The 11,263-nt window shown below is 72.2% G+C and carries 11 protein-coding genes; 10 read left to right on the top strand and 1 reads right to left on the bottom strand.

Annotation, left to right across the window (positions count from 1 at the left end; genetic code table 11):
- Positions 1-193: 193 nt before the first annotated feature.
- The 10 genes from ACFWGP_RS02470 (at position 194) to fdxA (ending at position 10,468) form a co-directional block, all read left to right on the top strand.
- Complete coding sequence (locus ACFWGP_RS02470) at positions 194-1,936, top strand: nitrite/sulfite reductase (protein WP_376930053.1); 1,743 nt, start codon at positions 194-196, stop codon at positions 1,934-1,936.
- The gene (locus ACFWGP_RS02465) at positions 1,933-2,676 is read left to right on the top strand and encodes a phosphoadenylyl-sulfate reductase (RefSeq protein ID WP_275507079.1); all 744 of its coding nucleotides are present in this window, start codon (positions 1,933-1,935) and stop codon (positions 2,674-2,676) included. The genes ACFWGP_RS02470 and ACFWGP_RS02465 overlap by 4 nt, the downstream gene beginning before the upstream one ends.
- On the top strand, positions 2,673-3,608 hold the full coding sequence (gene cysD / locus ACFWGP_RS02460) for a sulfate adenylyltransferase subunit CysD (protein ID WP_231429363.1): 936 nt from the start codon (positions 2,673-2,675) through the stop codon (positions 3,606-3,608). The genes ACFWGP_RS02465 and cysD overlap by 4 nt, the downstream gene beginning before the upstream one ends.
- Entirely contained in the window at positions 3,608-4,942 is a 1,335-nt protein-coding gene (locus ACFWGP_RS02455; protein ID WP_376930052.1) for a sulfate adenylyltransferase subunit 1, read from the top strand. Before cysD ends, ACFWGP_RS02455 begins: the two co-directional genes overlap by 1 nt.
- Positions 4,943-5,078: 136 nt before the next feature.
- The gene (locus ACFWGP_RS02450) at positions 5,079-6,110 is read left to right on the top strand and encodes an ABC transporter substrate-binding protein (protein ID WP_376930051.1); all 1,032 of its coding nucleotides are present in this window, start codon (positions 5,079-5,081) and stop codon (positions 6,108-6,110) included.
- A 4-nt stretch (positions 6,111-6,114) separates the two neighbouring features.
- Positions 6,115-6,861 (top strand): ABC transporter ATP-binding protein, encoded by a 747-nt coding sequence (locus ACFWGP_RS02445; RefSeq protein WP_376930050.1) that lies wholly within the window; start codon positions 6,115-6,117, stop codon positions 6,859-6,861.
- Between the two features lie 151 nt (positions 6,862-7,012).
- Positions 7,013-7,924 carry an ABC transporter permease gene (locus ACFWGP_RS02440; RefSeq protein WP_231429359.1) on the top strand — a complete coding sequence of 304 codons (912 nt, stop codon included), beginning with the start codon at positions 7,013-7,015 and terminating at the stop codon, positions 7,922-7,924.
- On the top strand, positions 7,921-8,691 hold the full coding sequence (gene cobA, locus ACFWGP_RS02435) for a uroporphyrinogen-III C-methyltransferase (protein ID WP_376930049.1): 771 nt from the start codon (positions 7,921-7,923) through the stop codon (positions 8,689-8,691). Before ACFWGP_RS02440 ends, cobA begins: the two co-directional genes overlap by 4 nt.
- Positions 8,688-10,121: an FAD-dependent oxidoreductase gene (locus ACFWGP_RS02430; protein ID WP_376930048.1), complete on the top strand. Its 1,434-nt coding sequence runs from the start codon at positions 8,688-8,690 to the stop codon at positions 10,119-10,121. Before cobA ends, ACFWGP_RS02430 begins: the two co-directional genes overlap by 4 nt.
- The gene (fdxA, locus tag ACFWGP_RS02425) at positions 10,118-10,468 is read left to right on the top strand and encodes a ferredoxin (protein ID WP_231429356.1); all 351 of its coding nucleotides are present in this window, start codon (positions 10,118-10,120) and stop codon (positions 10,466-10,468) included. The genes ACFWGP_RS02430 and fdxA overlap by 4 nt, the downstream gene beginning before the upstream one ends.
- An 11-nt stretch (positions 10,469-10,479) precedes the next feature.
- On the opposite strand, the gene ACFWGP_RS02420 is transcribed toward fdxA, so the two are convergent.
- Complete coding sequence (locus tag ACFWGP_RS02420; RefSeq protein WP_376930047.1) at positions 10,480-11,160, bottom strand: TetR/AcrR family transcriptional regulator; 681 nt, start codon at positions 11,158-11,160, stop codon at positions 10,480-10,482.
- Between the last annotated feature and the right edge of the window lie 103 nt (positions 11,161-11,263).

Genomic DNA, 11,263 nt, shown 5'->3' with positions numbered 1-11,263 from the left:
GCGGGATGTGCCGGGCGGGAGCACCGCGCCCGCCCGCCATGTCAAGACTGTGACGCAATACGGCGCCGTGCGACGGGCCGTGACGCAACGTGACGGGCGCCGCCGTCACGAAGGTGCCGCCCGAGGATGCCTCGCCTAACGTCGGCTCAGCGGCGAGACATCCATCGTCGCTTCGACCCATCAGGAGGCTCTCGTGACGCTGAGCGAGACGGTGCGACCGGCACGGCCGGAGCGCGCCGCGCGCCCCGAAGGCCGCCCCGCCCGCCCCGGCGCCAACCGCCCCAACGGCCAGTGGAAGGTCGACGGCACCGAGCCCCTCAACGCCAACGAGCAGTGGAAGCAGGAGGACGGCGGCCTCGCCGTGCGCGAGCGCATCGAGACGATCTACGCCAAGGGCGGCTTCTCGTCGATCGACGGCACCGACCTGCACGGCCGCTTCCGCTGGTGGGGCCTGTACACGCAGCGCAAGCCCGGCATCGACGGCGGCAAGACCGCGACCCTCGAGCCGCACGAGCTCGAGGACGAGTTCTTCATGCTGCGCGTGCGCATCGACGGCGGCCAGCTCTCGACCGAGCAGCTGCGCGTCATCGGCGGCATCTCGACCGAGTTCGCACGCGACACGGCCGACCTGACCGACCGGCAAAACATCCAGCTGCACTGGATCCGAGTCGAGGACGTGCCCGAGATCTGGCGCCGGCTCGAAGGCGTCGGCCTGTCGACGACCGAGGCGTGCGGCGACGTGCCCCGCGTCATCCTCGGCTCGCCGGTCGCCGGCATCGCGGCCGACGAGCTCATCGACCCGACGCCGCAGATCTTCGAGATCCAGGAGCGCTACATCGGCGACCCCGAGCTCGCGAACCTGCCGCGCAAGTTCAAGTCGGCGATCACGGGCCACCCCAGCCAGGACGTCGTGCACGAGATCAACGACGTGGCGTTCGTCGCGGTCGAGCACCCCGAGCTCGGCATCGGCTACGACCTCTGGGTCGGCGGCGGCCTGTCGACGAACGCCCACCTCGCGGTGCGCCTGAACGCCTTCGTCGCGCCCGAGCGGGTCGCCGAGGTGTGGCTCGGGGTCACCTCGATCTTCCGCGACTACGGCTACCGGCGCCTGCGCAACCGCGCCCGACTCAAGTACCTCGTCGCCGACTGGGGCGCCGAGAAGTTCCGGCAGGTGCTCGAGACCGAGTACCTCGAGAACCCGCTGCCCGACGGCCCCGCCGCACCGAAGCCGCTCGCCCAGGGCGACCACGTCGGGGTGCACAAGCAGAAGGACGGCCGCTTCTACATCGGCGCGACGCCCTTCGTCGGCCGCATCTCGGGCACGACGCTCACCCGCCTCGCCGACCTGCTCGACTCGGTCGGTTCGGGCCGGCTGCGCACGACCCCGCACCAGAAGGTCGTGCTGCTCGACATCGACGAGGAGCACGTCGAGCGGGTCGTCGCCGGCCTCGACGAGCTCGGCCTGCAGGCGCGACCGAGCCTCATCCGCCGCGGCACGATCGCCTGCACGGGCATCGAGTTCTGCAAGCTCGCGATCGTCGAGACGAAGCAGACCGCGACCGACGCCGTGATCGCCCTCGAGGAGCGCCTCGCGGGCATCGAGCTGCCGCACCCGATCAGCCTGCACGTCAACGGCTGCCCGAACTCGTGCGCCCGCATCCAGACCGCCGACATCGGCCTCAAGGGGCAGCTGCTGCCCGACGGCGACGGCGGCCAGACCCCCGGCTTCCAGGTGCACCTCGGCGGCGGGCTCGCGTCGACGACGCGCGAGGAGGCCGGCACCGGCCGCACCGTGCGCGGCCTCAAGGTGACCGCCGACGGCCTCGCCGACTACGTCGAGAAGGTCGTGCGCCGGTTCCTCGAGCAGCGCGATACTGCAGTCGACGAGACCTTCGCCGAGTGGGCCCACCGCGCCGAAGAGGAAGAACTGCGATGAGCGTCTCGCTCGCCCCGCGCGCCACCACGAAGCGCGACGCCGCCGCGCTCCGCGCCCTCGCCGAGGCGGGGAACGCCGAGCTCCGGAGCCTCGCCGACGGCGAGGCATCCGCCTACGAAGTGATCGCCTGGGTGGCGCGCAACTTCGACGTGGATGCCGCGGCCGTCGCCTGCTCGATGGCCGACGCCGTGCTGCCGCACGTGGTCGCGCAGTCGCTGCCGGGCGTCGACGTGCTGTTCCTCGAGACCGGCTACCACTTCCAGAAGACGATCGAGACCCGCGACCGCGTCGCCGCGTCGCTCGACGTGCGCATCGTCGACGTGCTTCCCGAGCTCACCGTCGCCGAGCAGGACGCGAAGCACGGCAAGGACCTCTTCGCCCGCGATCCGGGCGCCTGCTGCGCGATGCGCAAGGTCGCCCCGCTGCAGGACGCCCTCGCGGGCTACGAACTCTGGTTCACGGGCGTGCGCCGCGACGAGGCGCCGACCCGCACCGACACGCCGCTCGTCGCATGGGACGAGCGCAACGGCCTCGTGAAGGTCAACCCGCTCGCCGCCTGGAGCTTCGACGACCTCATCGACCACGCCGCCGCGTTCGGGGTGACCGTGAACCCGCTGCTGACCGAGGGCTACCCCTCGATCGGCTGCGAGCCGTGCACGAAGCCCGTCGCCGCGGGCGAAGACCCCCGGTCGGGCCGCTGGGCCGGCCTCGACAAGACGGAATGCGGGTTGCACCTATGACCGACACGTTCTTGACCGGCACTGCCACCGCCCCGGCGAGGGGCCTCGACGCCCTCGACCTGCTCGAGGCCGAGGCGATCCACATCATCCGCGAGGTCGTCGCCGAGTTCGAGCGGCCCGTGCTGCTGTTCTCGGGCGGCAAGGACTCGGTCGTCGTGCTCCACCTCGCGACGAAGGCGTTCTGGCCGGGCCGCGTGCCGTTCCCCGTGCTGCACGTCGACACGGGGCACAACTTCCCCGAGGTGATCGCGTTCCGCGACCGCACGGTCGAGCGACTCGGCCTGCGACTCGAGGTCGCCGAGGTGCAGCGCTACATCGACGACGGCCGCCTGCACGAGCGCGCCGACGGCACCCGCAACCCCCTGCAGACGCAGCCGCTGCTCGACGCGATCGCCGCGGGCAGGCACGACGCGGTCTTCGGCGGCGCCCGCCGCGACGAGGACAAGGCGCGGGCCAAGGAGCGCATCATCTCGCTGCGCGACGAGTTCGGCCAGTGGGACCCGCGCAACCAGCGCCCTGAGCTCTGGAACCTCTACAACGGCCGGCACACCCCCGGCCAGCACGTGCGCGCCTTCCCGATCTCGAACTGGACCGAGCTCGACGTCTGGGCGTACATCGAGCGCGAGGGCATCGAGCTGCCGCCGCTGTACTTCGCGCACGAGCGCGAGGTGTTCCGCCGCGACGGCATGTGGCGCGGCGTCGGCGAGTTCTCGCAGCCCCGCCCCGACGAGCACGTCGAGCTCCGCACCGTGCGGTACCGCACGGTCGGCGACATGAGCTGCACGGGTGCGGTCGAGTCCGACGCCGTGGATGTCGCGGCCGTCGTTCGCGAGGTCGCCGAGTCGACGCTCACCGAGCGCGGGGCGACCCGCGCCGACGACCGCATCTCGGAGGCGGCGATGGAAGACCGCAAGAAGGACGGGTACTTCTGATGGGCGAGCACACCAGCAGCACCCTGCTGCGCTTCGCGACGGCCGGCTCGGTCGACGACGGCAAGTCGACGCTCGTCGGCCGCCTGCTGCACGACTCGAAGGCGATCCTCGCCGACCAGTTCGAGCAGGTCGCCCGCACGAGCCGCGAGCGCGGCTTCGGCGGCGACGCCGGCGGCTTCGACTTCGCGCTGCTCACCGACGGCCTGCGCGCCGAGCGCGAGCAGGGCATCACGATCGACGTGGCCTATCGCTACTTCTCGACGGGTCGCCGTTCGTTCATCCTCGCCGACTGCCCCGGGCACGTGCAGTACACCCGCAACATGGTCACCGGGGCGACGACGGCCGACGTCGTCGTGCTGCTCATCGACGCGCGAAAGGGCGTGCTCGAGCAGACCCGCCGTCACCTCTCGGTCGTGCAGCTGCTGCGCGTGCCGAACGTGATCGTCGCGGTCAACAAGATCGACCTGCAGGGCTACGACGCCGCAGCCTACGCGGCCGTGGCCGCCGAGGTGCTCGAGGTCACCCGCGAGCTCGGCCTGCCCGGGGTGCACGTCATCCCCGTCTCGGCGCTCGAGGGCGACAACGTCGTCGACCGCTCGCCGAACACGCCCTGGTACGACGGGCCGGCCCTGCTCGAACTGCTCGAGACGCTGCCGACCGTCGACGAGATCGAGAGCTCGCTCGAGGCGTTCCGGCTCGACGTGCAGCTCGTGCTGCGCCCGCAGGGCGCCCTCGCGCCCGACGTCGCGGCGCAGCCCGGGGCCGAAGACCGGTTCCGCGACTACCGTGCGTTCGCCGGGCAGGTGTCGAGCGGCACCGTGCGGGTCGGCGACGAGGTCGCCGTGTTCCCGGGCGGTGCGACCACGACGGTCGTCGCGATCGACACCGCCGACGGCCCGCTCGACGAGGCCCGTGCGCCGCAGTCGGTGTCGCTGCGCCTCGCCGACGAGCTCGACGCCGCGCGCGGCGCCGTGATCGCGGCATCCGGAACCCTGCCCGCCGGCCGCCGCGAGATCGACGCCGAGCTGTTCCAGCTCGACGCCCGCCCGCTCGCACCGGGCGCCCGCGTGCTCGTCAAGTTCGGCACCGCGACCGTGCAGGCGCTCGTCGCCGCGGTCGAGGGCCGCCGCAACCTCGACACCCTCGCGACCGAACCCGCCGACCGGCTCGACGCCAACGACATCGGCCGGGTCACCCTCCGCCTCGCGGCGGAGCTGCCCTTCGAGGACTACGCCGTGCACCGTCGCAGCGGCGCATTCCTCGTCATCCACCCGCAGGACGGAGCGACGCTCGCCGCCGGCACGCACAGCCCGGCGCGAGCTTCGGCCGCCTGACGGGGCGCCCCACGGGGCGCACCCGGCCCCGACCCCGGGGCCACCGCACCACCATCTGCACGAACCATACAAAGGAGGCGACACCGTGAAGACCCGCACCACTCTTGCTCTCACCGTTCTTGGATTGGCCGCGGTCATGATGACCGGCTGCGCCTCATCGGCCGCGGGAGCCCCGCCGGCCGAGTCCGACGAAGCCCTCGGCGGCACGCCCGCGGAGGAGCTGCGTCTCGGCTACTTCGCGAACGTCACCCACGCGCCCGCGCTGGTCGGGCTCCAGGAGGGCCTGCTGCAGGATGCGCTCGGCGACACGAAGCTCTCGACCGAGGTCTTCAACGCCGGCCCGGCCGCCGTCGAGGCGCTCTCGGCCGGCGCGATCGACGCCGCCTACATCGGCCCGAACCCGGCGATCAACACCTTCGTCAAGAGCGGCGGCGAGTCGGCCGTCGTCGTGTCGGGGGTCGCCTCGGGCGGCGCCGCACTCGTCGTCGCCGACGGCATCGACGACCCGGCCGACCTCGAGGGCACGACGCTCGCGAGCCCCCAGCTCGGCAACACGCAGGACGTCGCGCTGCGCACCTGGCTCGCCGACGAGGGCTACACGACCGACACGCAGGGCGGCGGCGACGTGCACGTCACGCCGACCGAGAACTCGCAGACGCTCACGCTCTTCCAGCAGGGCGACCTCGACGGTGCGTGGCTGCCCGAGCCGTGGGTCTCGCGCCTCATCATCGACGGCGGCGCGCACGTGCTCGTCGACGAGGCCGACCTGTGGGACGACGGCGACTTCCCGACGACGGTGCTGCTCGTCTCGAAGCAGTTCCTCGCCGACCACCCGGCGACGGTCGAGGCGCTCGTCGAGGGCCACGCCGATGCCGTGCAGTTCATCGAGGACGAGCCCGACCAGGCCGCGGAGGACATCAACGCCCAGCTCGAGGCCGACACCGGCAAGCCGCTCGGCGACGAGGTGCTCGCGCGCTCGCTCGAGCACGTCCGGTTCACGGTCGACCCCGTCGCTGACACCTTCGAGGAGGTGCTCGCGAACGGCGTCGCCGCGGGCACCGCGAAGGACGGCTCGATCGACGGGCTGTTCGACCTCGCGATCCTGAACCGCGTGCTCGAAGCGCGCGGCGAGGAGCCGGTCTCGGCCGCCGGGCTCGGCACGGAGTGAGCGCATGAGCAGGCAGACGGTCATCCGCATCGACGGGCTCGGCAAGCGCTTCGGCGAGCGCGCCCCGCTCGTGCTCGACGACGTGACGCTGCACGTCGCGGAGGGCGAGTTCGTCTGCCTGCTCGGCGCCTCGGGGTGCGGCAAGTCGACCCTGCTCAACCTCATCGCCGGTCTCGACCGCCCGTCGACGGGCACCATCGAGGTGCCCGCCGACGGCGCGGCCGTGATGTTCCAGGAGTCGGCGCTCATGCCGTGGCTGAGCGCCCGTCGCAACGTCGAGCTCGCGCTGAAGCTGCGCGGGGTGCCGCGGGCCGAACGCCGCGCGAAGGCGCTCGAGCTGCTCGACGTCGTCAACCTCGCCGACGCCGCCGAGAAGCGGCCCCACGAGCTCTCGGGCGGCATGCGCCAGCGCGTCGCCCTCGCCCGGGCGCTCGCGCAGGACCGCAAGGTGCTGCTCATGGACGAGCCGTTCGCCGCGCTCGACGCCATCACCCGCGACCTCCTGCACGAGGAGCTCGAGCGGGTCTGGCGCGAGACCGGCCGCACGATCGTGTTCGTCACCCACAACGTGCGCGAGGCGGCCCGCCTCGGCGAACGCGTCGTGCTGCTCTCGAGTCGCCCGGGCCGCGTTGCCGGGGAATGGCGGCTGGATGCCTCGGGCCCGCGCCGCATCGAGAGCCCCGAGGTCTCGGCGGTCTCGATCGAGATCACCGAGCGCCTGCGGAAGGAGATCGCCCGCAATGCCGCATGACATCCAGACCGCCGGTCGAGTAGCGCCGCCGGAGGCGACGCGTATCGAGACCACTCGTCCCGCGATCGACTCACCGGGTCTCGATACGCGTCCTCCTTCGTCGGGCGCTACTCGACCGGCGGGCGCGGGGTCAGACCTCCCCGCCGGCTCGATGCCGTTCCCCGAGCTCGTCGAGCGCGAGGCGTCCTCGTCGCCCGACGAAGCCGAACTGCGCGAGCTCGCTGCCGGCCTCGACCGCCTGCAGACCGACGAGACCCGCCGCGAGTCGCGCTGGCGCCGGTTCTGGTCGGGCGTGCTGCCGCCCGTCATCCTCATCGTCGTGCTGCTCGTCGTCTGGCAGGTCTACACGGTCGTCGCGCGCCCGCGCCCCGACCTCTACCCGGGCCCGGTCGAGGTGTTCACGGCGATCGGCGCCGCATGGGAGAGCGGCCGGCTGCAGCTCGCCGTGACGACGAGCCTCGAGCGCGGCGTCATCGGGTTCCTCATCGCGGTCGCGATCGGCACGCCCATCGGCCTGGCGCTCGCCGAGGTCGGCTGGCTGCGTCGCGCGTTCGGCCCCTTCGTGTCGGGGCTGCAGGTGCTGCCGTCGGTCGCGTGGGTGCCCGCCGCGATCATCTGGTTCGGCCTGTCCGACGCGACCGTCTACTTCGTCATCCTCATGGGTGCCGTTCCCTCGATCATCAACGGCCTCATCTCGGGCGTGAACCAGGTGCCGCCGCAGCTGCGTCGCGTCGGCCGGGTGCTCGGCGCGAACCGGTCGCAGCTCGCCACCCTCGTCGTGCTGCCGGCCGCGCTGCCGGGCTACGTCGGCGGGCTCAAGCAGGGCTGGGCGTTCTCGTGGCGCTCGCTCATGGCCGCCGAGATCATCGCGACCGGCGGCTCGATCGGGTTCGGCCTGGGCGCCCTGCTCGACCAGGGCCGGCAACTGGCCGACCTCTCGGCGGTGTTCGTCGCGATCCTCGTGATCCTCTTCGTCGGCATCCTCGTCGAACTGGCGATCTTCGCCCCGATCGAGCGTGCGCTGCTGCGCCGCCGGGGCCTGCTGCAGGAGGGCACGCGATGAGCGCCGGACACGTCACCCTCGTCGGCGCCGGACCGGGCGACGCGGGACTGCTCACCATCCGCGGCCTGCGCGCGCTCGAGCGGGCCGACGTGATCGTGGCCGACCGGCTCGGCGCCCGCGGCGTGCTCGACGGCCTCGCCGCCGAGGGCGTCGAACTTCGGGCAGAGGTCGTCGACGTCGGCAAGCTCCCCGGGCATCACGCCGTGCCGCAGGACGCGATCAACGCCCTGCTCGTCAACCTCGCCCGCGAGGGCAAGCAGGTCGTGCGGCTCAAGGGCGGCGACCCGTTCATCTTCGGCCGCGGCGGCGAGGAGCTCGCGTTCTGCCGCGACGCGGGCATCGACGTCGAGGTCGTGCCGGGCATCACGAGCGCGATCTCGGTGCCGGCGATCGCGGGCATCCCGCTCACCCACCGCGGCCTCGCGACGACGTTCACGGTCGTCACCGGACATGACCAGATCCGGGCGCTCGGCGGCGGCCGCGACCACACCGTCGTGCTCCTCATGGGCATCGGCACCCTCGCGAACTCGGCGATCACGCTCGCCCGCGGCGAGCGCGGCGGCGACTGCCCGGTCGCCATCGTGGAAGATGGGTACGGCCCGAGGCAGCGCGTCACCGTCGGAACGCTCGACTCGATCGCCCTGCAGGCGGCGCGCCGAGGCGTGCGGTCGCCCGCGGTGGTCGTGGTCGGCGACGTCGTGACGCTCAGCCCCTACGCACCCGAAGCGCTCTCCCCCAGCACAACCCGAAAGGCCTCGCAGCAATGACCCTCTCCCTCCGCGTCGCGATCGTGGGCGCCGGCCCCGCCGGCATCTACGCCGGCAACATCCTCCGCCGCCAGGTCGCCGAGCAGGGCGGCGAGGTCGCGATCGACCTGTTCGAGTCGCTGCCGGCACCCTACGGCCTCATCCGCTACGGGGTCGCGCCCGACCACCCGCGCATCAAGGGCATCGTGAACTCGCTGCACGAGATGCTCGATGCGGGCGACATCCGCCTCATCGGCAACGTCGAGGTGGGCCGCGACGTCGAGGTCGGCGAGCTCCAGGAGCGCTACGACGCGGTGATCTTCGCGACCGGGGCGCTGCGCGACGCCCCGCTCGAAATCCCCGGCATCGACCTGCCCGGCTCGTACGGCGCCGCCGACTTCGTGGCCTGGTACGACGGCCACCCCGACGTGCCGCGCAGCTGGCCGCTCGAGGCGCAGTCGATCGCGGTCATCGGCAACGGCAACGTCGCGCTCGACGTCGCCCGCGTGCTCGCGAAGCACCCGAAGGACATCCTCTCGACCGACATCCCCGCCAACGTGCTCGCCGGGCTCGAGGCATCCCCCGTCACCGACGTGCACGTGTTCGGCCGGCGCGGACCGGGCCACGTGAAGTTCACCCCGATCGAGCTGCGCGAGCTCGGCGAGGTGCCCGACGTCGACATCGTCGTGTACGACGACGACTTCGAGCGCGCCGAGGGCGACGCGCATGCCGAGGCGCTCCACGCCGCGAACAACCAGGTCAAGGTCATGACCCGCACCCTGAACGGCTGGCGCACGGGCCCCGGCTCGACCGGCGCCGGCACCGCGTCGCGCCGCCTGCACCTGCACTTCCTGCACTCGCCCGCCGAGATCACGGGCGACGGCAAGGTCGAGGCGATCCGGTTCGAGCGCACCCGACCGGTCGGCGACGGTTCGGTCGAGGGCACGGGCGAGTTCGTCGAATACCCGGTGCAGGCCGTGTACCGGGCCGTCGGCTACGCGAGCTCGCCGATCCGCGACGTGCCGTTCGACGAGCGGGCTGCGGTCATCCCCAACGAGGGCGGGCGGGTCGTGGATGCCTCGGGCGAGTCGATCCCGGGCGTCTACGCGACCGGATGGATCAAGCGCGGCCCGGTCGGACTCATCGGCCACACGAAGGGCGACGCGCTCGAGACGATCACCAACCTCGTCGCGGACGCGCAGGCCGGCGTGCTCGCCGCGCCCGCCATCGACGCGGCCGACGGCACCGAGATCCTCGACCTGCTCGACGCCCGCGGGGTCGAGCACACGAGCTGGCAGGGCTGGCTCGCCCTCGACGCGCACGAGCGCGGGCTCGGCGAGTCGTTCGAGGCGCCCGAGCGGTACGCCGGCGTCGTTCGCGAACGCGTGAAGGTCGTGCCCCGTGAGGAGCAGGTGGCGATCTCGCGCGACGACGTGCTGGCGCTGTCGTGACCTACGTCATCGCGCTGCCCTGCGTCGACGTCAAGGACAAGGCGTGCATCGACGAGTGCCCCGTCGACTGCATCTACGAGGGCGAACGATCCCTCTACATCCACCCCGACGAGTGCGTCGACTGCGGCGCCTGCGAGCCCGTCTGCCCGGTCGAGGCGATCTACTACGAAGACGACCTGCCCGACGAGTGGTCCGACTACTACAAGGCCAACGTCGAGTTCTTCGAGATCACGCCCGGTGGCGCGTCGGGCGGTGCGCCGCTCGGATCGCCGGGCGGCGCCGCCAAGACCGGCACGCTCGACTTCGATCACCCCATCGTCGCGGCGCTCGCCCCGCAGGGCGAGTAGTACCGCCACCGTCAGCGCATCGCGGCGCCCGGTTCGAGCACGAGATCGGCGACGGCCGGGTCGGCACCGATCGCGACGAGCCGGGCGCGGAACGCGCGCCTGGCACGAACGTACGGCTCGTCGGAGTCGCGGATCACGGCGAGCTGGTTCATCCACTCGAAGACGCCCTGCACCTCGAAGGCGAACTGGTCGGCATCGTCGGCCCCGACGATGCCGACAAGCTCGCCGGCCTCGGCCGCGTACCGCACCTGCACCGCGAGGTAGCCGAGCCAGTCGTCGAGCTGCGCGGTGATCGCGTCGCGCACGACGCCGGGCTTCGCGTGGAAGTCGGCCGCCGCGGCCGAGAAGAAGCACCCGCCCGGGAACACGCGGTCATGCGAGTACGCGACGACGCGATCGAGCAGTGCGACGACCCGCGTCAGCCCGCGCGGCTTCTCACGGGCGGGGGCGATGACGGTCGCGAAGTAGCGCTCGCGAGCCGCCTCGACGGCGGCGAGCTGCAGCTTCTCCTTGCTGCCGAAGAGCGTCGCGATGCTCGACTTGCTCACGCTCGCGGCGATCGCGATGCGACCGATCGACAGCTGGTCGAGCCCTTCGATCGAGGCGAGGTCGACGGCGTGGCCGAGCACCACCCGGCGCGAGGCATCCCCCCGCGCCCGGCGGCCGTCGACCGCGACATCCGTTCCGCTCATGCCCTCGATTTTACGCACGATCGTGCGTATAGTGGGCGTACGATCGTTCGTATTCATTGTTGGCGTCTGCTTCGAACGCGGCGGATGCCTCGCCGGAAGCCAC

The organism is Agromyces sp. NPDC127015 (genome assembly GCF_042725165.1).
GTDB classification, from domain to species: Bacteria; Actinomycetota; Actinomycetes; order Actinomycetales; family Microbacteriaceae; genus Agromyces; species Agromyces chromiiresistens.
Note: the sequence above shows the minus strand (reverse complement) of the source record. Positions and strands in the feature narration are given on the sequence as shown.

Excerpts from the sequence above, each read along its gene's own strand:
- ACFWGP_RS02465 (WP_275507079.1), top strand. The coding sequence starts at position 1,933 with ATGAGCGTCTCGCTCGCCCCGCGCGCCACCACGAAGCGCGACGCCGCC.
- cysD (WP_231429363.1), top strand. The coding sequence starts at position 2,673 with ATGACCGACACGTTCTTGACCGGCACTGCCACCGCCCCGGCGAGGGGC.
- ACFWGP_RS02455 (WP_376930052.1), top strand. The coding sequence starts at position 3,608 with ATGGGCGAGCACACCAGCAGCACCCTGCTGCGCTTCGCGACGGCCGGC.
- ACFWGP_RS02450 (WP_376930051.1), top strand. The coding sequence starts at position 5,079 with ATGATGACCGGCTGCGCCTCATCGGCCGCGGGAGCCCCGCCGGCCGAG.
- ACFWGP_RS02445 (WP_376930050.1), top strand. The coding sequence starts at position 6,115 with ATGAGCAGGCAGACGGTCATCCGCATCGACGGGCTCGGCAAGCGCTTC.
- ACFWGP_RS02440 (WP_231429359.1), top strand. The coding sequence starts at position 7,013 with ATGCCGTTCCCCGAGCTCGTCGAGCGCGAGGCGTCCTCGTCGCCCGAC.
- cobA (WP_376930049.1), top strand. The coding sequence starts at position 7,921 with ATGAGCGCCGGACACGTCACCCTCGTCGGCGCCGGACCGGGCGACGCG.
- ACFWGP_RS02430 (WP_376930048.1), top strand. The coding sequence starts at position 8,688 with ATGACCCTCTCCCTCCGCGTCGCGATCGTGGGCGCCGGCCCCGCCGGC.
- ACFWGP_RS02420 (WP_376930047.1), bottom strand. The coding sequence starts at position 11,160 with ATGAGCGGAACGGATGTCGCGGTCGACGGCCGCCGGGCGCGGGGGGAT.